Genomic DNA, 21,934 nt, shown 5'->3' with positions numbered 1-21,934 from the left:
AAAATGAAAAAACTTCTTGCAGAAAGCTATTTTCAGGCTGCCAATTCAGGCTGCGACATGCACCGGATAACAGACATTTTGGAGGCAATTCGTTCCATGTTTCTGAATAAAATGGAATTTCAAAAAATTGATGATCAGCTGTTGGTGTATCTCGGAGAAAGTATTGAAAACGATGCAGAATTCAGTACCATTCACCAATTGCAAAAAAAACTCAGACAAAACGTAAGGCTTGGCACTAAAAAAGAGATTACTGAAAAACTTAAAACCAATGAGAACGAAGGATGGAAAAAATGGCTGGAAGTTTTTGCCCATGAGCTGGCCCGGCTCAACCATGATTTTCTGAATTCGCTGCTAAAGATAAAAACACCTCCATCCTGTGGAACCGATTTTAAGTTTATAAAAAAACACTTGTCTTATCTCAGAGAGGAAAGATGGGTAGAAGGTAATTTTTTATTTGAATTTTTTCTAAAACAAGACCACATTCCACCCCAGGTAAAGGCGGATCTGCACTTACTTGCGGGAGCTGTACAAATGTACCACCTGTTGGATTTTGACAAGGCAGTAGAACATTTTCAGCAAGTCAAGGAACTGATTCCGGGTACGTCCAAAGCGGAAAGAATATGGGGTGAATATTACATTCAGCAAAACGATTTTAAAAAGGCACGGGAACACCTTCAGAAAGCATTGGAGATTGATAAAAAAGACTTTGAAAATTACCTGGTTCTCGGCGATTTATACAAGGCGGAAAAAAGGGATGACACTGCAGCAAACTGGTACAACGAAGGACTGGGTGAAAATCCGGGCAAGGCCGATTTATACAACAGACTCCTGCTGTTAAACGAACAGCCTGCCTATTTTAAAAAGCACCACGAAGAAGTGGACTACCTTTTAAGTAAAATAATGAAGTTGGCGCCTGACTTTAGTTACACAGCCCTGAACAACGCTGCTTTTGTTTACCAGAAAAACGGGCATTTTGCGGAAGCGGAGGAATATTACCAAAAATCCATCAAACTGCATCCCCTCAGAATTCAGGCCTGGTGCAATCTGGGTTATGCCTGGCTGGAAAAAAATGAACCGGAGAAATCGGAAGAGGCCTTCAAAAAAAGTATTGAAATTGACAAAAAAGCATTTGAAGGTTACTGGGGACTGGTAGCTTTAAACAGGAAAAAAGAAAATTGGAACGGGGTGGTGGCCAATTTAAAGTATTGTGAAAAATACAGGCCACAATGGCGGCATTACATTTACAACGATTTTGGGAATGCATACCAAAAACTGGAAGAGGTTGAAAACGCCCAAAAATACTACCTGCTGGCACTAAAACACGATCGGGAAAAGAGCCTCGGGTTAAACGCCCTTTATGATATAGCAGAATTTAAGCTTCCGGTAAAAAAGGGAATATCGTTGCTCGAAAAAATCAGGGAAATTAAAGGCCCCGCTTTTGAAAGCAGTTTTCACCACGAAGCCGGTGTCATCTATTTCAAAAACCAATTGTACCAGGATGCCATCGGGCATTTTGAGAAAGCGGTAGAAACCGACCCGAATGAGCCGGTAAAACTGGAATACCTTGGCCTCGCATGGGAAAAAACCGGGAACTACGATAATGCAATTTCCTATTACCGGAAAGCAATCAAAAATGAAGCAGCCGACAAAAGCAAATATTACAACCGGTTGGCTTTTTTATTGATTGACCTAAAAGAATATGACGAGGCCATTGATTTATTGCAAAAGGCCGTTGAAATAAATGCCAGTCCACTATATTTCGAGAACCTGGGATTTGCCTACGAAAATTCCGGAAACAAGGAACAAGCCAAATTAAGCTACATTAAAGCACTGGAATTAGCTGATAACGACAAAGACATTTATGAGAACCGGCTCGGCATTTTCTATTACAACCAGGGCTTCTACGAAAAAGCATTGCAACATTATTTGAATGCCATTCATTTCTTTCCCAAACCTGTTTATTATGAAAATACCGGGCTTGTTTTCGAAAGAAAAGATCAAACCAAAAAAGCGGAAGAAAGCTACCGCAATGCACTGAACCTGGCCGATGAGAGGAGTGATGCAAGCCGGGACAAATATTACAACCGGCTGGCCTTCTTTTTGTCAGGAACGGGGAAGCACGAAGAAGCAGTCGATTTATTAAAAACAGCCGTCCAACTCAATCCGGCGCCCATTTATTACGAAAATCTGGGGTATGCGTTTGAAAACCTCGGCATGTTGGAAGAAGCGAAAAACAGTTACAGTGCGGCGCTTCGATTGTCCTCCGGGGAAAAAGATATTTTTCTGAACCGGCTTGGCATTTTTTACTACAACCAGAAAAAATACGAAGAGGCCGTTGCCTATTACCGGCAGGCAATTGAAAAAAATCCCAAAGCCGTTTACTTCGAAAACCTGGGAAATGTATTCAACGACCTGGGGAAAATGGAACAATTTGAAGAAGCCTACCTGCAGGCTGCGCAGCTAGAACCCTGGGAGGGCCGGTACTATTTTCAGTTGGGATGGAATATTTTAGATAACTACAAGGATACCCAAAAGGCAAAAAAGTATTTAACAAAAGCCATAGATATTTATAAAAGAACGCCTGAAATTGAACCTGAAGAGTTAATGAGTATCCAGTTCCTCGGAGCTGCCTACCAACAAGAAGGGAATTGGCATAAAGCCGAAGAAATTTTCAGGGAAGCATTTCGCATTGATCCGGAAAATGATATTGTTTGCAGTTTTCTGGGTAAAATTTATCTGCATCAGAATGATATCCCAAAGGCTTTGGATTTCTATGAAAAGGCGTATCATTTAAATCGTAACCGGGTAAATAATTATATCAATTTAGGGGAAGCGCTCGAAAAAAACGGAAACAATGAAAAAGCCATTGAAATTTATAAAGAAGGTGCCACCCTGGATCCTGTACTTTTTGAAAAAATCGCGAATGTGTATTACAAAAACCAGGAATTTGATAAAGCAGAAGAAAATATCCGGCGGGCAATTGAGGCTTATCCCGAAAACAATATTTACCATGAAACCCTGGCATTGACTCTTCAAAACCAGGGAAGATATGATGAAGCAAGAGACACGTTTGACATAGCAATGAAAAAGGCTTCGCCCGGAGAGGCCGACATCTATTTCAATTTTATTGGGAACACCTGGTATGCGCAGGGAAATTTCGAAACCGCGGCCGGATATTACCAGAAAGCGATTGAATTAAACCCCTATTTAGCTGTTTATCTGGACAACCTTGTTTCGGCTTACAAACTTTGTAACCAAAAAGAAAAAGCCATCGGCTTTTTGGAAAAGATGCTGGAAAAGGAGGCTCCCTCCAAAAGTTTACTGAACCACCTCGGACTGCTGCTTTTTGAAACGGGCAAGCAGGAAGACGCAGTGGAATGTTTTAAAAAATACATTGAACTCGATCCCGAAGACTCATTAGGATACGACAATCTGGGGTTCGCCCTTGAAAAGTTAAACCGGAGGGAAGAAGCAATTCAAATCTATCTAAAGAAAGCAGCTTCTGACAAAACTTTTTATCAAAAGGCAGCAAACGTCTCTTTCGATTTGAATGACTATTCTGCTGCCGACGAATACCTCAAAAAAGCCCGGGAGACAAATACCAGTGAAGACGATACTTCCTCCGAATCAAATCACTTCATTCAGGGCCCCGCCTGATATTCTTTTACCTCCACTTCGCCATTGGCCACCCGCAAAGCGTTCATGGCCAAAGCCTCCAGCTCGTCCTCTCCGGGGTATGTAAAAACAGGAGCCAAAAAGCCGGTTTTTTCTTTTACATATTTTTCCAGTTGAACATCGAAAGCCAGTCCTCCGGTAAGTAAAATAGCATCTGCCTTTCCTTCCAGCACCACGGCCATTTCCCCAATCATTTTTGAAACCTGGTAAAACAAGGCTTCCCTTATCAGACGGGCCTTTTCATTTCCCGATGCAGCCATTTCAGCCACTGCTTTAGCGTCGTTTGTACCGAGGTATCCCACATAGCCCCCCTCACCCACAACCATCCGCCTTACTTTCGCTTCCGAATACTTTCCGTTAAAACAAATATCAATTAGCTGTCCCAACGGCAGTGTACCCGATCGCTCCGGGCTGAAAGCACCTTCGCCATCAAAAGCATTATTCACATCCACTACCCTGCCCTTTTTATGAGCGCCCACAGAAATACCTCCTCCCAGATGAGCAACAATCAAATTCAGCTCCTCATATTTCCGACCGCTTTTTTTCGCATGTAACCTTGCTGTTGCTTTCTGATTCAATGCATGAAAAATAGAACGGCGCTCAAATTTAGGATGCCCTGCTATCCGCGCTACCTCATCCAGCTCGTCGGTCACCACCGGATCAGCAATGTATGCCTTTGCATAAGGTATTTGCTGTGCAATATAATCGGCCAGCAAGGGTCCCAGGTTACTGGCGTGCTGCCCCTGTACCCCTTCGCGGGCATCCTTAAGCATCTTGCTATTCACACTGTAAACTCCCGATTCCAGCGGGTATGTAAGTCCGCCACGGCCAATTACAATTTTTATGGAATCTACATCAATCCCCTCTTCCACAAGGGAATCAATAATAAACCCTTTGCGAAAATCGAACTGATCAACCACATTGCGATAGTGCATCAACTCTTCCAGCGAATGGCGAATTGTTTTATTCAGCACACATTTTTCGTCAAAGTAAACCGCAAACTTCGTGGACGTTGAACCGGGATTTATAGCGAGGATTCGGTGCATATTCAAAAATTTGCTCAACTGATAAGAGAAGCCACCGCGATGGAATTCAGTTTTGTTTTCTCGCTGTCGCCGCGGGAAGAAACAATGGCTGGCACTTTTGCCCCGGCAATAATTCCTGCCATCTGGGCTTTACACAGTTTCGAGTTGGTTTTATAAAACACGTTGGCGGCATCAATATTTGGGAAAAGCAGGCAGTCGGCATCACCGGCAACGGGCGAGGTAAATCCTTTAATGGTGGCCGAATCACGGTTAATGGCCACATCAAGCGCCATGGGCCCGTCAACCAGGCCACCTTCAATCTGCCCGTGTTCCGACATTTTTGCAATGGTAGCGCCATCCATGCACGACTGGATAGAAATAATGATTTGCTCGGTGGGTGCTACCACAGCCACTTTCGGTTTTTCAATACCAAGCGACTGCGCCGTTTTAATCAGATACCCCGTCATCAGTATTTTCTGCTGAAGATCGGGATAGGGAATCACACCGGCATCGGAAAATATCAGCATTTTATGGTAATTAGGGCTTTCCATCAGTGCTACATGACTCAACACCCCTTTGGCCGGCACCAGCCCAAACTCTTTTTTCAGCAACACCTTCATAAATTTATCCGTGGAAACCATCCCTTTCATTATCATATCGGCATAACCGTCGTGTATCAGTTCCACCGCTTTCTCTGCGGCTTCACGCTCTGAACCGGTATGAATGATTTCGTAATTTCCGCTATCGATGTTTAGCTCGCTGCATGTTTCCTCAATTTTACTCCTGTCTCCTGTAAGGATAGCCGAAACCAATCCCATTTCTACTGCTTCGTTTAGCGCTTCCAACGTATTTTCATCCACACCGTTTACGGTAACCAGACGTTTTTCAGGCTGCTTTTTCACAGCTTCCAGCAAGTCATTAAAGCATTGTATTTCCATGGTTAGATTTTCTCACTAATTTAGAACAATCCTTTTTACGATAGGATAACATTTCTCAGTTTTATTTATGTTTTAAACCAGTTTAGCTACTTCCCGGGCAATCATCAACTCTTCCCTGGCCGGAACAATCAACACTTTTACATTTGAACCGGTTTCACTGATAACGGATTCTGTCCCGTTCATTTTATCATTCAGCATTTCGGAAAACCGGATTCCCAGAAAATCTGTTTCACTGCAAATTTCCTTTCTTGCCCTGCTGCTGTTTTCTCCAATTCCTCCGGTAAAAACAAGCGCATCCAGTCCTCCCAAAGCCATGCAATAAGATCCAATGTATTTTTTCACACGGTAATGGTAAGCGTCAAGGGCATTCAGGGCGGCCTCATTCCCCTTTTGTGCCGCTTCCTCCACCGCCCGGTAATCGGCTGAAATGCCCGACAAACCGAGTAATCCTCCCTGTTTATTGATGAGCTGCTGAATAACGTCGGCAGAGAGATTAAAATGTTGCTGAAGGTAAATCAATACCCCGGCATCTATATCTCCGGAACGGGTACCCATCAGTAAGCCTTCAACCGGCGTCATCCCCATGGAGGTATCAATAGATTTCCCGTTTTTAATAGCTGCCACCGATGCCCCGTTTCCCAAATGACAGGATATAATTTTGCTCCGGCTAAAATGCAAACCGGCCAGTTCACAAGCCCGTTGTGCTACATATTTATGCGATGTTCCGTGAAAGCCGTATCGCCTTATTTGATGTTTCCGGTACCATTCCAAAGGAATTCCATATAAAAAAGCCCTCGGAGGCAGACTATAATGAAAAGCCGTATCGAATACCCCAGCCTGCAAAACTCCGGGCATCAACCGGGAGATTGTATGGATACCTTCCAGGTTTGGAGGATAATGTAATGGCGCCAACGGTACGCATGTCTTCATGTGGGAGATTAGCTTTTCTGTAATTTTAACGGCTCCGCCGGCTGTATCCATTTCTCCTCCGTGAATCAAACGGTGTCCCACCACGTCCACCTCTTCAGACGACACAAGACAGCCATTCGAAGGACGAACCAATTCGGCCAAAATCTTCTCAAAATTATACGCAAATGAGAACCCTTCCCAATTGCTTGCTGACTCTATGCTTTCGGTTTTAAACCACAAACCGGTCCCCCCTGTTTCATTCCGTTCAGCTTTGCCTTGAATAAGCAATGCTTCTTCGGGCATCCGAAACAATTGAAATTTTATGGATGAACTTCCGCAATTTAAAACCAGTACGTTCATAAAGAGCAAAAGGTTAAATTACATTGAATAACAGAAAAGGAAAAACTTTTCAAGTTAACAAAAACAGGCAGATATATATGTATCGATATTAAGTTTTTTATAGAATTAAACAAGGTGTTGTACAATATATAATTTTCGTCTCCAAAAACTATTTTTTTTACTTATTTTACGCGCGTATTTATTAATAAGTAATTACAAAATTCAAAGGAAAAACGTGCTTTACGTTTGTTTACCATATCTTTTTCTATTGAACTTCGAATATTCATGCGAAGCAATTATAACCGAGAACAATTATGATCGATTTTCCACGGGAACAAAACGATCAGCGGGAGTGTTTAAGGTTTTATGCTTTTGCTGAAATAGGAGAAGTTTTAAATAATATTTAATCATTCAAAAATTTAATTTCTAAGCTATGGTAAATAAAATAACCAGTCTTGCCGAGTATTTTCAAAAGTACAACGAAAGTGTTGCCAATCCTGAAGGTTTCTGGGCCAACATTGCTGAAAGCCATTACTGGCATAAAAAATGGGACAAGGTCCTCGATTGGAACTTTGAAGGCGAAGGAGCGCCCGACGTAAAATGGTTTGTAAACGGGAAGCTGAACATTACGGAAAATATTTTCGAACGTAATATGTTCATGCGAAAAGATCAGGTAGCCATTATATGGGAACCTAATGACCCGAAAGAACCTGAAGTAAGGCTAACCTACGGCGAACTTTTTGAAAAAGTAAAGCAATTTGCAAACGCTTTAAAAAAATTAGGTATTGAAAAAGGCGACCGTGTTGCTATTTACCTTCCCATGGTGCCCGAACTGGCTATTGCGATGCTTGCCTGTGCACGTATCGGAGCAATCCACTCTATTGTTTTTGCAGGTTTTTCCGCTTCGGCCCTGGCTGACAGAATTATTGATGCTGAAGCCAAATTGTTAATTACTTCCGATGGTGGATTCAGGGGAGCCAAATCAATCCACCTGAAAAACATTGCCGACGAAGCGTTGGAGAGCTGTCCTTCTGTTAAAAACACCATCGTTTTGCACCGGACCAACGAAGATCATGTTCATTGGGTAGAAGGCCGCGATATTTGGTGGCACGATGCCATAAAAGGGGTTAGTACCGAAAACAAAGCGGAAGTGATGGATGCAGAAGATATGCTTTTCATCCTTTATACTTCCGGTTCTACCGGGAAACCTAAAGGTGTGGTACACACCACTGCCGGATACATGCTCTATGCCGAATACACTTTTAAAAATGTTTTCCAGTACAGCGACGGCGACACATACTGGTGTACTGCTGATATCGGCTGGGTAACCGGACACTCATACATTGTGTATGGACCACTGCTCAGTGGTGCCACTTCCATCATGTTTGAGGGAGTTCCCACCTGGCCCGACGCCGGAAGGTTCTGGGACATTGTGGACAAGTACAAAGTAAATCAGTTTTATACAGCACCTACTGCCATTCGCGCACTGGTGGCCCAGGGTGATCAATGGGTCAAGAGCCATGATTTAAGTTCCCTTAAAGTATTGGGCACGGTAGGAGAACCCATCAACGAAGAAGCCTGGAGATGGTATCACGACCTGGTGGGCAAAGGCCGCTGCCCGATTGTCGATACATGGTGGCAAACCGAAACCGGCGGTATTATGATTACTCCGCTGGCCGGTATTACTCCTACCAAACCATCTTTGGCTACCCTGCCCTTACCCGGAATTCAACCCATCCTGGTAGATCCGGAAGGGAATGAACTAAAAGGAAACGGCGTGGAAGGTATTCTGTGCATCAAATTCCCGTGGCCGGGAATGTTGCGGACAACCTACGGTGACCACCAGCGGTGCTACACAACTTATTTCGCGGCATACAAAGGGTTGTATCTGACCGGCGACGGAGCCAAACGGGATGAAGAAGGATATTACAGAATCATTGGCAGGATTGATGATGTAATTAATGTTTCAGGGCACCGCATTGGAACGGCCGAAGTAGAAGATGCCATTAATCAGCACCACAAAGTAGTGGAATCAGCGGTGGTTGGATATCCGCACGAAATAAAAGGTTCAGGCATTTATGCTTATGTTATTTGCGAAGATTTGTCTGATAAGGAACAGGCAACGATAGAAGATGAAATCAGGGCAACCGTTACCAAGTTTATAGGCCCCATTGCCAAACCGGATAAAATTCAGATTGTAAGCGGGCTACCCAAAACCCGTTCCGGTAAAATTATGCGCCGTATCCTGCGTAAAATTGGAGAAGGCGATGCCACAAACCTTGGGGATACCTCTACACTTCTCGACCCGGGCGTTGTGGAAGATATTATCAGCGGAGCCAAAGTGGAAGTAAAACGTTAAGTACTAATATCAACGGAAAGACACCTTCAATTCAAAGGTGTCTTTTTCTTTTAAACCATCCTAAAAAGAACAAAATGAATGACCAAAAAACAATGAACAGGTGGCTTGTTGTGTTTGGAGCCATCTTGATCCAATTGGCATTGGGCGCAATTTACGCCTGGTCGGTTTTTACACCTAAACTCACTGATGCCGAAGGCGCCTATCGTTTTTCGGCGGGTGAAGCAGCCTGGATATTTTCTGCCGGGTTGTTTTTCTTCGCTCTTGTTATGATTTGGGCCGGAAGAAAACTGGCTACCATAGGTCCCCAAAAACTGGCTATGGCCGGAGGACTTATTTTGGGCCTGGGTTATGTACTCGCCGGCTTTTTCGGTAACAGTTTTATCGCCCAGCTCTTGTTTATCGGAATCATTGGAGGCTCGGGAATTGGCCTGGCTTATGTTGTGCCTATTGCAGTAGGAGTAAAATGGTTTCCTGACCGAAAAGGCATGCTGACCGGACTGGCAGTGGCCGGCTTCGGCTTTGGTGCCACCATTTGGGTGAAATGGGCCGGTTCCTGGGGAGGAGGCCTTCTGAACAACCTCGAATTGTTTGGGCTCGATGCAATCAGAAGTGTCTTTGTTCTGTATGGAATCATCTTTGCCGCCATGGTTTTAATCGGAAGCCTGGTAATGAAAGATCCCCCACAGGGATGGCTTCCAAAGGGCTATGCTCCGCCCGAAGCCAACTCGGTTAAAGCAAGTGGACACCTTAATTTTGAAACGGGAGAAATGCTAAAAACACCTCAGTTTTATATGCTTTTTTTCACTTTCGTATTTTCTGCCCTGGCAGGACTTATGGTTATCTACTGCATTAAATTGTTTGGAATCGATGCATTAACCTACTCCGAGCTGGGCTCCCTGAACCCATCTAATCCGGAATTTAAAACAACCATGACCTGGGCCAGTTCTGTTGCAGGAACGGCCATGGCTACTTACGCTATTTTAAACGGGCTTGGGCGGATTATTTGGGGTATTCTTTCCGATAAAATCGGAAGAAGAGTATCACTTTTCCTGATGTGCCTTTTACAGGGGGTTATCATGCTGTTACTCTACCGTCTGGGCGCAACTACAGTTACATTTATTGTTGCAGCGGCCATTATCGGATTTAACTTCGGGGGTAACTTTGCCCTTTTTCCGGCTGCTACCGCCGATTTTTTCGGGAATAAAACAGTAGGGAAAAATTACGGATTTGTATTTTTCGCATACGGAATTGCCGGCATTGCAGGGCCACAAATTGCCGGCGTTTTTAAAGATGCCGCCCAGAATGCAGAAACACCTTCAGCATGGCTCACTCCTTTTATTATTGCAGGAGTTGCATGTATTGTAGGAGCGTTTTTAATCTTAATGACCAAACCGCCAAAGCGGTAAAAAAGTTATACAAAACGTCTTATGTTTTTCCATAAGGCGTTTTTTTTGAAATAATGCCAATAAATGCTGTCAAACAGGTTGCAGCAGGATTGTTTTTAAACATAAAATCACAATTTTTGCACTTCTAAACTACCATACAATACTGGCAATTAAATACTTTTTAAATCTTTTAGTATAAAAAAGATCTAGTCTTCAAAATTTTCTAACATGAGATTTTTTCATATTTTTTATAGAAAATTTCAGGCATCTTTGAAGATTCAATAAATTAGGTTCAACTTAAAAAATAAATATACCAATGGCCATCAAAAAATTAGACAGTATTTTTAAGCCAAAAAGAATTGCATTAATTGGCGTTTCAAACAATCCGGACAGTGTAGGAGGAATTACTCTTCGCAACTTAGTTGGTGGAGGGTATAACGGCGTGGTTTACCCGGTTAACCCTAAACGTGAAGCAGTATTTGGAATTCCGTGTTATCCTGATGTAAAAAGCCTGCCCAAGGTTCCCGATTTGGCAGTTATCATGACCGCTGCCAAATTCGTTCCTCAACTGGTACGCGAATGTGGAGAAGTGGGCATTCATGGAATAATTATCATGTCGGCCGGTTTTAAAGAGACCGGAAAAGAAGGGAAGGCCCTCGAAGACCAGGTTAAAGCAGAAAAGGCAAAATTCCCCGACATGCGGGTAATAGGTCCCAACTGTCTCGGAATATTGGTTCCCGGACTCAGCATGAACGTAAGTTTCGCCAACGGCATGCCAGAGAAAGGACATGTTGCCTTTATTTCCCAATCGGGTGCCCTGTGTACTTCCGTACTCGACTGGGCTTATGAATCTCGAATTGGATTCTCTTACTTCGTTTCCATAGGTAACTCAATGGATGTAAACTTTGGTGACTTAATCGATTATTTCGGTCAGGACCCCAATACGAAATCCATTGTGCTTTATGTGGAATCACTGGCACAAGCACGCACATTTATGTCGGCAGCCCGTGCTTTCTCACGTGAAAAACCCATTATTGTTTACAAATCAGGACGTTTTCCCGAATCGGCAGCCGCAGCAGCTTCACACACGGGAGCGATGGCGTCGGAAGATTCTATCTATGATGCTATCTTCCACCGGGCAGGACTGGCAAGGGTTTATGACTTCGGAAATATTTTCGACTTCACTGACCTTGTTGGCCGGAAACGAATTCCCAAAGGGAACCGGTTGGCCATTGTTACCAATGCAGGTGGCCCCGGCGTAATGGCAACCGACTCGCTTATTTCCTGGGGAGGCAAGCTGGTAAATCTTTCTGACGAAACCATGCAGAAGCTAAACGATTACCTCCCGCCTTTCTGGTCGCATGGCAACCCGGTAGATGTTTTAGGGGACGCCACACCTGAGCGTTTTGCAAGAGCTACCGAAATTGTACTGGAAGACAAAAACGTAGATGCTGTGCTGGTGCTTTTAACACCTCAGGCCATGACTTCGCCTACCGAAACTGCCCAGGCCATTGCGGATATGGCTTCAAAAACATCAAAAAGTATTATGGCAGCATGGCTCGGTGGTTCCAGCATGCGGGAAGGGATTCAGGTATTTAACCGTGCAGGGATTTCCAATTATCCCACACCCGAACAGGCCATTCGTGCATTTATGACACTTTCTCACTATGCCAAGAATCAGGAAATGTTATACGAAACCCCCAAAGAGGTACCAGTTTCATTCCAGTATGACAGGCATTTGCTTCGCGAAAAATACCTGAAAGAAATTTTCCCGAAGGCAAAAATATTGAATGAGGACGACTCCAAAATGCTGGTGAACGATTACGGAATCGACACCACACATCCTACCCCGGCGGCCACCGAAGATGAGGCAGTTGAAATTGCACAAAAGAAAGGATATCCGGTAGTACTGAAGATCTATTCTCCCGATATTACCCATAAATCAGACGTTGGCGGTGTAGCGCTGAATATTAAAGACGATGAGATGGTGCGCGCCACATTCAGAAATATGGTAAAAACCGCAGCAGAAAAAAAACCGGATGCAAAGATTGAAGGTGTTACCGTACAGCGGATGGTTGATACTAAAGATGCCGTTGAACTCATTATCGGCACCAAAAAGGATCCGGGATTTGGAACGGTCATGTTAGTAGGAATGGGAGGAACCAGTGCGGAATTATTCAAAGATAAAAGACTGGAATTCCCTCCCCTGAACGAACGGCTGGCAAGACAGATGCTTGAATCGCTCCAGATTTATCCACTTTTGGAGGGCTACCGTGGAGCTCCCCGGAAAAATATTGAAAAGCTGGTGGAAGCACTCATCAGAATGTCGTACCTGGCAGCCGACTACCCGGAAATCAAAGAGTTGGATATAAACCCGCTGATTGTTACATCAGAAGATGTTATTGCTTTGGACGCCCGTATTGTAGTGGATGAAGAAGTGATGAAAAATCCGGTGAAAGAATACTCACACCTGATATTGCGACCCTATCCGGAAAGTCTGGTACAATCGGCAAATCTAAAAGATGATTCACCGGTCTTGTTGCGGCCCATTAAACCGGAAGACGAACCCATGTGGCTCGAACTGCTGGCAAGTTGCTCCAAAGAGTCTATCTACCATCGGTTCCGGTACGATTTCTATTTCGATTCGCATGAAGTTGCCACGCAGTTCTGTTTTATTGACTACGATCGGGAAATAGCTATTGTCGCTGAGATTGAAGAAGAAGGACGAAAAAAACTAATTGGAGTTGGACGTTTGATTGCTGATCCAGATGTGGAAGTGATGGAATATGCCATTTTAATAACCGACAAATGGCAGAAAAAAGAGCTGGGCTATATTATTACAAAATATTGTATGGAAATAGCCAAAATAAGGGAAATAAAACAGCTGGTAGCTGAAACCACCCGCGATAATAAACCGATGATTTCTGTTTTCAGAAAACTAAACTTCAAAATACGTTTTAATGAAGATGGTACCGTGACGGTACGTAAAGATCTGACGGAAAAATAATTATTTACACTGAAACGTTTTGCTCCCGGCAGCTTTTCAAAAGCTGCCGGGACTATTTCATACAAGGGGAATGAACACCGGAAATATAAAAAAGGCCGTTAAACTTATTCGAGAATCAAGATACATGGTAGCCTTTACCGGCGCCGGAGTTTCAGTGGAAAGCGGTATCCCTCCTTTCAGGGGTACCGGGGGACTGTGGAATACCACACACCCTATTTTTCTTGAAATTGAATATTTTCAAAAAAAACCACTCCAATCCTGGAAAAAAATAAAGGAAATTTTCTACGATAAACTGGGAGATGCCGAACCCAATATTGCCCATGAGATTTTGGCAAAAATGGAAAAACGTAGCTTTCTGGAATCAATCATTACCCAAAATATTGATCACCTGCACCAAAAAGCCGGCAACAAGTATGTGTACGAACTACACGGAACATACAAACAACTGGTATGTATTGGATGTAATTCTGAATACGACATGAGCTTTGCCGATCTTAACTTCCTGCCGCCCACCTGCTTTGTTTGCAAAGGAATTTTAAAGCCTGACATGGTGTTTTTTAACGAAGCCATTCCGGAATTTGCCCAGAAAAAATCATTTGAGGAAGCCCAAAAGGCCGATCTTCTGCTTATTATCGGAACAAATGCAGAAGTACTGCCTGCTGCCAAAATTCCGGAAATAGCTAAAAAAACAGGTGCAAAAATCATTGAAATAAATATAAAACCTTCGCCCTTTACAAATACCGTTACCGACGTTTTTATTGAATCCAGGGCAACCGAAGCCATGGAAGAAATAGGGAAATTGCTCTACTTGTAAACCACCTAATTTTGCCGTCATTCCTCCAAAAAAACTACATTTGCAAAAAATACGCTTATGCGGATCGATATTATTACCGTTTTACCTGAAATACTTGAAAGCCCGTTAAACCATTCTATAGTGAAGCGGGCACGGGAAAAGGGACTGGCAGAAATTCATGTCCATAGCCTGCGTGATTTCTCCAGCGACAAACACCGCCGGGTAGACGATTACTCTTTCAGTAAAGGTGCCGGAATGGTTATGGCCATTCAGCCTATTGAAAAAGCCATAGAAACGCTCAAAAAGGAACGGGACTACGACGAAATCATTTTTACAACACCCGATGGTAAATTATTTGACCAGAAAGAGGCAAACACGCTTTCACTAAAAAAGAATATCATCATCCTTTGTGGCCATTACAAAGGGGTGGACCAGCGCGTACGCGATCATTTCATCACCAAAGAAATTTCCATTGGCGATTATGTACTCACCGGCGGAGAACTGGCAGCAGCTGTGATTACCGACAGCGTAGTGCGCCTGCTTCCCGGAGTACTTTCTGACGAAACATCTGCCCTCACCGACTCTTTTCAGGACTACCTGCTGAGCCCGCCTGTTTACACCCGGCCGGCCGAATACAAGGGAATGAAAGTACCGGAAATACTGCTCAGCGGTAACGACAAGCTGATTGATGACTGGAAGCACCAGCAATCTATCGAACGCACAAAAAAGCTGCGTCCCGATTTGTATAAAAAATATTCCGGGTGATGCGGTTTCCAACCGCGTTATTCTTCAATATTCAGGATAGATAATTTATCGACCTTTTCTCTGGGGATCGGCGAATTGTACTCGCCTCTTCATCAACGGCGATTAGAAATCGCCGATCCCAGTCCCCAGCAGGGTGTCGCGGTTTCAAACCGCGCCAGTATTCCTCTTTCCCACTCAAGTTCAAAAATCTTCGCACAAAAAATTCCCAGCCCAATCATTTCTGTCCTTTACCAATCCTGCATTCACCGGGTTATCTAATGTATATTCTACCGCACGAAACAAATGCCTATCATTCCGAATTGTAGTGTCAAAATTCTCTTTTTGCCATAAGGCCCCTGTTCTGCTTTCTAATTTATTAATTGTATATGCGGTGTGTCTTTTTACCGAATGTAAAATATCCTGTAAATAAACAGGGTTGTTTTGTTCATCTTTCCAGAGCAATTCTACAACCCAATGCACATGATTAGGCATAATGGAATATGCAATATTTTTAAGTTTACGTTTTTCCCAAAAATGTAATGCCTCTGAAATTATATTAATATACTCTGGTTTTGCCAAATCAACTACCGCTTTATTGCTCACAGCCAGCAAATCATCAAAAGCTTTGATGTATTTTTTTCGCACCGAATAATATTGATTTTTCAAATCGTCAACGACCTGTTTCTCCGGTTTGTTTTGTTTCTGAAAATCGATCTGATTTTTTAGTTGCTGAAGTTTTTTAGTGTATTGGGATAATGCTTTAGGAGGAACAGCGTCCTTTAAAATCCAGGTTACAAAATATGCCTGACCAGGCTGTTGAAAATGTGGCAGGTTATGCCGGTAAGATTCTTTTTTCATGGGAACGGGTATTCGAAACTGCAATTTATGGATTATTCAGACAATTGCAAACTATCCAACCGGGTGGGGCGATTATACTCATGGCAACTCTGCCGGCGATTAGAAATCGCCGATCCCATTCCCCAGTCAGGTGATACGGTTTCAAACCGCGTCATTCTTTTAACAGCTTCATTTAATCCGGGTATTTTCAAAAGACTCAAGATTCAGGAAAGCTAATTTTCCCTTTTCTTTTCGGGGATCGGAGAATTATATTCGCCGCTTCTCCAACGGCGATTAGAAATCGCCGATCCCCCGGTCCCAGATCTCCAGTCTCCACAGTCTCCAGCCACATAAACGAGGCGGCTGAAACCACTGCGCAGAAGGCTGTTAATAACGCTGACAGATTTTATTGTACGGACAATACCCACACAATTTTTCATGCGGGGTCTGGTAAAACCGACTATCAGATGAAAAAATTTCTGCAACAAGGTCTTGCAGCTGTTCTTTAAATTCCGCTTCCATTTCGTCAAAAGAAAACATGTTTTTATCCCATTTTATCTCAGGCGAAAAATTATCCTCGAACAACCTGCGAAGGCTGTAAATGGCAGGTTGTAAATGCCCCGTTTCCTTCGTATTTTCTTTATAGATCAAACAGTAAACCAATGCCTGCAAAATTTCTTTTTTAGGTTTTTCCCTGTCCTTTTCAAAAAGCTCCTCTACTTCTTTAAAAGAAAAAGACTCAACATTTCCGGTTTTATAATCAAGAATGCGCAACGTGTCATTTATTTTGTCCACCCGGTCTATTTTTCCACCAATATAAACAGGAACCGTTTTTCCGTTCACATTCACATCCAGTGCAGTCTGATAGTTTCCTTCCAGCGAAACCAACTGAAAAGGAGCCTGCTCCATGTCAATATCGATCAGCCGTTGCAGAAAAGTTTTAATATTCTCAAAAAACAATATGGTTTTCCCTTCCAGTTTCACGTTTTTTTCTCCCGGCTCCCTTTGCCTGAAATAATATTTTCCGATAGCTTTTCTGATTTCGTTTTCAATAAGAACCTTGTCCTTTTTTATTTTTTCCAGATCCTCTCGGTTCACTGTCTTACCCAACAGGGGCTTGTAAAGGTTCTCGATGGTTTCATGAAAAATACTCCCGAAGACCGGACTGTCGATTTCATCTTTCATCTCGTCGGGTTCCGGGAGTTGCAAAACGTACCGGAAATAAAACCGGAGGCTGCATTGCAACCAGGTATTCATGGCCGTTGGTGAAAGCGGATTTTTTGCTGAATTATTTTCCAGAAGAACCGTTGTTTTTTCCAGCGAACCGGGAACCAACACAGGGGTTGCGGGTTCGTTGGAAAAAGGAAAATCAAGAGTGGTATTTTTCACATTAAAACCCGAATCGTAGCGCAACTGATAGCCAAAGCGACTCAATTCTCCTGTACTGATACCTTCCTTCAGGGTACTATAAGTAGCAGAAACATTTCTGGCGCGTTGCACCAGCCGGTAAAAATAATAGGCATACATCGCATCCTGCTCGTCGATACCCGGCAACCCGAACCCTTTGCGTATATTGTAAGGAATAAACGATGGGGCCGTAAAAGTTCGGGGCCACTTGTTTTCATTCAACCCCAAAATAATCAGATTTTCGAAGTCGAGACACCGGGTTTCCAGCACTCCCATTACCTGCATCCCACTGAGGGGTTCTCCTTCGAAAGCGACAGAAACCTGCCCCACATACTGGCTAAACAGCCTGAAGTAAACAGCATCACTGATTTTACGGTTTTGCGTTTGCAGAACATCTGAAACCACGGCATCCAGCTTTTCAATGGACTGGTAGATGGAATAAATCAGCTCAGGCAACAACTGATTTTCAGGCTCAGTATCTTTCAGTAAATCATAAAAACGGCCCAAAATTTTAAGAAAATACCGGCTGTAATCCCCCACCCTTTCCGGCGGAGAAAAAATCAGCTTGTGCAACGGAGAAAAATTAATCTCCTTCAGGTAAACCGAAATGCGGTTATTGGCTTTCAGATCAGCCAAAAAACGGGCATTTTTCTCCGGTTCAATATTTCTTAGCATCTGATGATTCAAAACATCGGTAACGAAACGATGATACACTACCGGATGCCCCTCCTCACTCCGGCGAAGATTTTTCAGGATATTCACAAGCAACAATAAAAACCCGTAAACCACTGCATTCTTTACCGGATAGCCCATTGTCACGTTCACCGTTTCAAAGCCTTCCGGAATAGCTCCTAACACCGGAAACAACAGGGATTCATCTGCCAGGACAACGGCCGTATTATCAAACTTATTTATTAAGTCAGACCCGATTTCTTCCAAAAACCGGGGGATTTCCTGCGCCTGCCCGTAATTGGAAGAAACAGCTACCAACCGAATATTTTTCTTCTTTGAAAAATGTGAAATATTCAGGTTAAAATCCTCTGGCGGCGGAAACTGCCGGAGGTTATCCCGGATAAACCGACCGGCCTCATTTTTTACGTCATTCAGATAAAACGTGTCATAATCCCACAAAAAAACAGCTTTATCCTGCTGCTTTTTCAGGGTTTCAAAAAAAACTTTTTCGCACCGGTTTAATGCGTTCAATCCGATGATATAGTATTTTTTAAATTCAAACTTCGGCTCCTGCTCCCCAAAGCGCTCGACAACCTGCCTGTAAACCATTCCTCCGTATGCCATGCCTTGTTCCTGTAAATATTTTTTAAAGTCGGCATAAACCGGGTAAAGCTTTTCCCAGATAGAAACAAACTTTTCATGGTGGGCTTTTGGGCTGGTACCTGCCATACTTCCCCAAAATCGCTCTAAGGCCTTTTTTTGTTCCGGTGTCAGGTAGTCAAACAAGGTTTCCAACTCTTTTAAGTTGGCAACGTTGGTAAACAAATCCCTGGCATTCACAAGGTAATGGTCGATGTCGTTAAAATCGGACAGTAACACTTCACCCCAAAAATAAAAATCATCAAAGCTTTCCTCTGTTTGTGTATGCTTTTTAAAGATGTCATACAATATGGAAACCAGTCGCAATTTTTCCCCCTGCTGCAGGTTGGAATATCCCGAAATAAGCTGATTGATGGTGGTAACCTGCGGACCTATAACCGGCTCAGAAAGCTGGGTCTGCAAATAAGAATTAAAAAACACACCACTCCTCCGGTTTGGAAAAATGAGGCAAATCTCGTGAAGTTCACCGGCATGTTTTTCAAAAATATATTCCGCGCAACGGGATAGAAAACGTTCCATTCTTTGAAATTTTCACCGAAGATAAGGAATGGCAGGAACATTCAAAAAATTGTTGTTTCCGATTTTTTTATGAATTTTATGCCGTTTTTAAAAAATTTGACTGATGAAGAAACTGATTTCAGAAAACCGCTTTTTTTTCCTGCCATACGTTTTATTCCTTCTGGTTTGCACATTTTTACTGCTCACCTTCAGCAAACCCGGACTGCACATTTGGCTAAACCAGGCGCATTCCTCTTTTTTTGATGGTTTCTTCCGTTACCTGACCCACCTGGGCGACGGCACAATGATTGCCATTCTGACCATCATTTTTTTGTTTGTAAAATACCGGTATGCCATCGCATTTTTGATGGGCAGCCTGCTCACTGCCGGTGTAGTCAACCTGTTCAAAAAAGTGTTACTGGACGATATGTACCGCCCTTCGAAATATTTTGAACTGTTTGAAACATACCAGTTACATCTTGTGGAAGGTGTAAACCAGCACAGTCTGCAAAGCTTTCCGTCAGGACATACAGCCACTGCATTTAATGTGTTCCTGATGCTTGCCCTGGTTTGTAAAAATCAATATCTGAAAGGAGCCCTTCTTCTTCTGGCGGTTTTAGTTGCTTATTCGAGGGTTTACCTCTCGCAGCACTTTATCATCGATATTACGGTAGGTTCCATTATTTCCGTAATTTTACTTTTGGCTTCTTTTTACTGGGTTGAAAAGTGGAACAAAACCTGGCTCAACAGTTCTGTTTTAACAAAAGCAAATCCTTCAAAATGATTGAAAAAATCAACCGTGCCAATCCGGCAAAAATTGGAATTTATATCGTTTCCATTGCCGCCTTGCTGTTTATCCCCTTTTTGGGTGGAGTGCACCTTTTTGACTGGGATGAAATTAATTTTGCCGAAGCGGCGCGCGAAATGATAGTAACCGGCGACTACCTGACTGTCCACATCAATTTTCAGCCCTTCTGGGAAAAACCACCACTGTTTATCTGGATGCAGGTGCTTTCCATGAAACTGTTTGGCATCAACGAGTTTGCTGCCCGTTTTCCCAATGCCGTCTGTGGAATTGTTACCCTGCCCATACTTTTCGCTATGGGGAGAAAAATTCGGGACAACTTCTTCGGGCTATTATGGGTAATAGCTTACGCCGGATCGGTTTTGCCGTTTTTCTATTTCAAGTCAGGCATTATCGATCCCTGGTTCAACTTATTCATCTTTCTCGGGGTTTGGTTTCTGATGCTTTACGCATTTCGGGAGAACCAGCATAAACTCCGGAACATTATACTTTCGGCAGCGTTTGCCGGACTGGCAGTGCTTACCAAAGGGCCGGTAGGTTTTTTACTGATTGCCCTCACCGGTGGAGTTTTCCTGCTTTGGGTAAGATTTAAGGTAAAGGTCCGTGTAAAGGATGTGATAACCTATTTTGCTGTGCTGGCGCTGGTAGGCGGTTCGTGGTTTATTCTTCAAATTTTGAACGGGCATCTGGATACAGTGGTCGAATTTATCGTTTACCAGGTACGACTGTTTCGCACGCAGGATGCAGGACACGGCGGTTTTTTCGGATACCACTTTGTTGTGTTGCTGGTGGGAGTATTTCCTTCGTCCATTCTGGCATTGAAAGCTTTTGGAAAAGAACCGGGGAACGAAACCTTTTACCCGTTTGCAAAAAAGTGGATGGTTATCCTTTTTTGGGTAGTGTTAATTCTTTTTTCCATTGTAAAAACCAAAATTGTCCATTACTCATCGCTAACCTATTTTCCGCTCACTTTTCTTGCGGCTGCTTTTGTTTACCACGCGCACAAAAAAACAATCCGATGGAGCAGATGGATGTCTGTACTTATCATTGTACTTTCGGTTTTACTGGCTTTGCCCGTTATGTTGTTGCAATTTATTGACAAATACAAACATGAAATTATTTCCCGGGACCTTATTCACGACCCTTTTGCCGTGGAGAACCTGAAAGCTGACGTCCGCTGGATGGGCTTTGAATTTTTACCCGGTCTGCTGTTTTTACTTGCCATTATTTTCATTTTTACCCGAATCAAAAAAACCGCACCGGTGAAACGGGCCCTGTTTCTTTGGGGAACAACACTGGCCTTCACATTGTCCGTACTTCTGTTGCTGGTACCTCGAATTGAAAAATATTCGCAAAATGCCCTCATCGAGTTTTTCAAATCGAAAGCCGGTGAGGATGTTTATATTAAAAATCTCTATTTCAGATCATATGCCACCTATTTTTATGGAGAGACCCAACCAACGGACAACCCAAACTTTTATGATGACGACTGGCTATTGACCGGAGATATTGACAAAGACGTGTACTTCGTCACCAAAATTCACAGGGCGGAACAACTTGATAAATATGACGATTTGGAAGAAACAGGCCGGAAAAACGGATTTGTCTTTTATATTCGGAAGGCGAAAAACCCGAAGCCTTAACTTTGGGGTAAACTTTTAAATTGTTGGAACACTTTCCTATTGTTAGAGTTCCTGAATTTCTTCTCCGTCAGATGACGGATGAGCATTCGGAAATCAAAAATTTTTAAACAGATGAAAGCCACACCGCTGAGGAAATAGATTTATAAGGACAAGCGACAAAAGGACATGAATAAATAATAAGCCACCTAGCTTTGCATTTCCAAATCAACAAGAGCTAGATGGCTATGAAAAAAGATTT

14 protein-coding genes are annotated in these 21,934 nt (G+C 43.1%); 8 read left to right on the top strand and 6 right to left on the bottom strand.

What is annotated here, in order from left to right:
- Positions 1 to 3: 3 nt before the first annotated feature.
- Positions 4 to 3,657 (top strand): tetratricopeptide repeat protein, encoded by a 3,654-nt coding sequence (locus D1164_RS19800; RefSeq protein WP_172594547.1) that lies wholly within the window; start codon positions 4 to 6, stop codon positions 3,655 to 3,657.
- Here the strand turns inward: D1164_RS19800 and buk are convergent.
- From buk to D1164_RS19785, 3 genes are all read right to left on the bottom strand, one after another.
- A complete protein-coding gene (gene buk, locus D1164_RS19795; protein WP_119351646.1) occupies positions 3,642 to 4,721 on the bottom strand; it encodes a butyrate kinase in 1,080 nt (359 codons plus the stop codon). The two genes, D1164_RS19800 and buk, sit on opposite strands and share 16 nt — an antisense overlap.
- A gap of 14 nt (positions 4,722 to 4,735) precedes the next feature.
- Positions 4,736 to 5,638 carry a phosphate acyltransferase gene (locus D1164_RS19790; RefSeq protein ID WP_119351645.1) on the bottom strand — a complete coding sequence of 301 codons (903 nt, stop codon included), beginning with the start codon at positions 5,636 to 5,638 and terminating at the stop codon, positions 4,736 to 4,738.
- 72 nt (positions 5,639 to 5,710) lie between these two features.
- A complete protein-coding gene (locus tag D1164_RS19785; protein WP_119351644.1) occupies positions 5,711 to 6,907 on the bottom strand; it encodes an acetate/propionate family kinase in 1,197 nt (398 codons plus the stop codon).
- A gap of 412 nt (positions 6,908 to 7,319) precedes the next feature.
- Here D1164_RS19785 and acs point away from each other — a divergent pair, with 412 nt between their 5' ends.
- The 5 genes from acs to trmD all read left to right on the top strand — a co-directional run bounded on the left by acs (position 7,320) and on the right by trmD (position 15,195).
- Complete coding sequence (gene acs / locus D1164_RS19780) at positions 7,320 to 9,245, top strand: acetate--CoA ligase (protein WP_119351643.1); 1,926 nt, start codon at positions 7,320 to 7,322, stop codon at positions 9,243 to 9,245.
- 74 nt (positions 9,246 to 9,319) lie between these two features.
- On the top strand, positions 9,320 to 10,651 hold the full coding sequence (locus D1164_RS19775) for an L-lactate MFS transporter (RefSeq protein ID WP_119351642.1): 1,332 nt from the start codon (positions 9,320 to 9,322) through the stop codon (positions 10,649 to 10,651).
- 295 nt (positions 10,652 to 10,946) lie between these two features.
- Positions 10,947 to 13,637 (top strand): bifunctional acetate--CoA ligase family protein/GNAT family N-acetyltransferase, encoded by a 2,691-nt coding sequence (locus D1164_RS19770; RefSeq protein ID WP_119351641.1) that lies wholly within the window; start codon positions 10,947 to 10,949, stop codon positions 13,635 to 13,637.
- Positions 13,638 to 13,707: 70 nt separating this feature from the next.
- On the top strand, positions 13,708 to 14,451 hold the full coding sequence (locus D1164_RS19765; protein ID WP_119351640.1) for an SIR2 family NAD-dependent protein deacylase: 744 nt from the start codon (positions 13,708 to 13,710) through the stop codon (positions 14,449 to 14,451).
- Between the two features lie 57 nt (positions 14,452 to 14,508).
- Positions 14,509 to 15,195, top strand: a complete 687-nt coding sequence (gene trmD / locus D1164_RS19760; protein ID WP_119351639.1) for a tRNA (guanosine(37)-N1)-methyltransferase TrmD — start codon at positions 14,509 to 14,511, stop codon at positions 15,193 to 15,195.
- Between the two features lie 180 nt (positions 15,196 to 15,375).
- Here the strand turns inward: trmD and D1164_RS19755 are convergent, their stop codons facing one another.
- From D1164_RS19755 to D1164_RS19750, 3 genes are all read right to left on the bottom strand, one after another.
- Positions 15,376 to 16,032: a transposase gene (locus D1164_RS19755; protein ID WP_119351638.1), complete on the bottom strand. Its 657-nt coding sequence runs from the start codon at positions 16,030 to 16,032 to the stop codon at positions 15,376 to 15,378.
- Positions 16,033 to 16,064: 32 nt separating this feature from the next.
- The gene (locus D1164_RS24125) at positions 16,065 to 16,187 is read right to left on the bottom strand and encodes a hypothetical protein (RefSeq protein ID WP_262707173.1); all 123 of its coding nucleotides are present in this window, start codon (positions 16,185 to 16,187) and stop codon (positions 16,065 to 16,067) included.
- A 211-nt stretch (positions 16,188 to 16,398) separates the two neighbouring features.
- Positions 16,399 to 19,269 (bottom strand): PD-(D/E)XK nuclease family protein, encoded by a 2,871-nt coding sequence (locus D1164_RS19750; protein ID WP_119351637.1) that lies wholly within the window; start codon positions 19,267 to 19,269, stop codon positions 16,399 to 16,401.
- A gap of 103 nt (positions 19,270 to 19,372) precedes the next feature.
- On the opposite strand from D1164_RS19750, the gene D1164_RS19745 reads away from it, so the two are divergent.
- Together D1164_RS19745 and D1164_RS19740 are read left to right on the top strand one after the other, a co-directional pair.
- Positions 19,373 to 20,032 carry a phosphatase PAP2 family protein gene (locus tag D1164_RS19745; RefSeq protein WP_119351636.1) on the top strand — a complete coding sequence of 220 codons (660 nt, stop codon included), beginning with the start codon at positions 19,373 to 19,375 and terminating at the stop codon, positions 20,030 to 20,032.
- Positions 20,029 to 21,696 (top strand): ArnT family glycosyltransferase, encoded by a 1,668-nt coding sequence (locus D1164_RS19740; RefSeq protein WP_119351635.1) that lies wholly within the window; start codon positions 20,029 to 20,031, stop codon positions 21,694 to 21,696. Before D1164_RS19745 ends, D1164_RS19740 begins: the two co-directional genes overlap by 4 nt.
- Positions 21,697 to 21,934 lie beyond the last annotated feature (238 nt).

Origin of the sequence: Mariniphaga sediminis, assembly GCF_003573545.1 — a bacterium.
GTDB lineage: Bacteria > Bacteroidota > Bacteroidia > Bacteroidales > Prolixibacteraceae > Mariniphaga > Mariniphaga sediminis.
Note: the sequence above shows the minus strand (reverse complement) of the source record. Positions and strands in the feature narration are given on the sequence as shown.

Coding starts and splice junctions, on each gene's coding strand:
- acs (WP_119351643.1), top strand. CDS start 7,320: ATGGTAAATAAAATAACCAGTCTTGCCGAGTATTTTCAAAAGTACAAC.
- D1164_RS19785 (WP_119351644.1), bottom strand. CDS start 6,907: ATGAACGTACTGGTTTTAAATTGCGGAAGTTCATCCATAAAATTTCAA.
- D1164_RS19770 (WP_119351641.1), top strand. CDS start 10,947: ATGGCCATCAAAAAATTAGACAGTATTTTTAAGCCAAAAAGAATTGCA.
- D1164_RS19750 (WP_119351637.1), bottom strand. CDS start 19,269: ATGGAACGTTTTCTATCCCGTTGCGCGGAATATATTTTTGAAAAACAT.
- D1164_RS19740 (WP_119351635.1), top strand. CDS start 20,029: ATGATTGAAAAAATCAACCGTGCCAATCCGGCAAAAATTGGAATTTAT.
- buk (WP_119351646.1), bottom strand. CDS start 4,721: ATGCACCGAATCCTCGCTATAAATCCCGGTTCAACGTCCACGAAGTTT.
- D1164_RS19800 (WP_172594547.1), top strand. CDS start 4: ATGAAAAAACTTCTTGCAGAAAGCTATTTTCAGGCTGCCAATTCAGGC.
- D1164_RS19745 (WP_119351636.1), top strand. CDS start 19,373: ATGAAGAAACTGATTTCAGAAAACCGCTTTTTTTTCCTGCCATACGTT.
- trmD (WP_119351639.1), top strand. CDS start 14,509: ATGCGGATCGATATTATTACCGTTTTACCTGAAATACTTGAAAGCCCG.
- D1164_RS19775 (WP_119351642.1), top strand. CDS start 9,320: ATGAATGACCAAAAAACAATGAACAGGTGGCTTGTTGTGTTTGGAGCC.
- D1164_RS19755 (WP_119351638.1), bottom strand. CDS start 16,032: ATGAAAAAAGAATCTTACCGGCATAACCTGCCACATTTTCAACAGCCT.
- D1164_RS19790 (WP_119351645.1), bottom strand. CDS start 5,638: ATGGAAATACAATGCTTTAATGACTTGCTGGAAGCTGTGAAAAAGCAG.
- D1164_RS19765 (WP_119351640.1), top strand. CDS start 13,708: ATGAACACCGGAAATATAAAAAAGGCCGTTAAACTTATTCGAGAATCA.
- D1164_RS24125 (WP_262707173.1), bottom strand. CDS start 16,187: ATGACGCGGTTTGAAACCGTATCACCTGACTGGGGAATGGGATCGGCG.